The 255-nt window shown below is 66.3% G+C and carries 1 pseudogene; it reads left to right on the plus strand.

The features are described 5' to 3' along the window. A pseudogene (locus AB4Y35_RS42235) lies at nt 1-255 on the plus strand (type VI secretion system baseplate subunit TssF); the annotation flags it as partial.

Consider the following 255-nt stretch of genomic DNA (forward strand, 5'->3'; position numbering starts at 1 on the left):
GTGGAGAGCCACGTCGAGCCCTACGACCTGCTTGAGGTGACCGCCGCAGACCCGGAGGGCAGCGCACGGTACGCTTACAGGCCGTTCAGCAGTTTCAGGCATCGCGGATGGATGCTGCACTACGAGAAGCCGGAACGGTACTTCCGTACTTCGACGCGCTACGGCGTGCTGGGGCAGGAGCTGTGGGTGACCCTCTCAGGGCAGCTCTGGGCCGGGACGTACCGCCACGCACCGGACGATGAAGCGCGTCCACGG

This window comes from Paraburkholderia sp. EG286A (assembly GCF_040965375.1).
Lineage (GTDB): Bacteria > Pseudomonadota > Gammaproteobacteria > Burkholderiales > Burkholderiaceae > Paraburkholderia.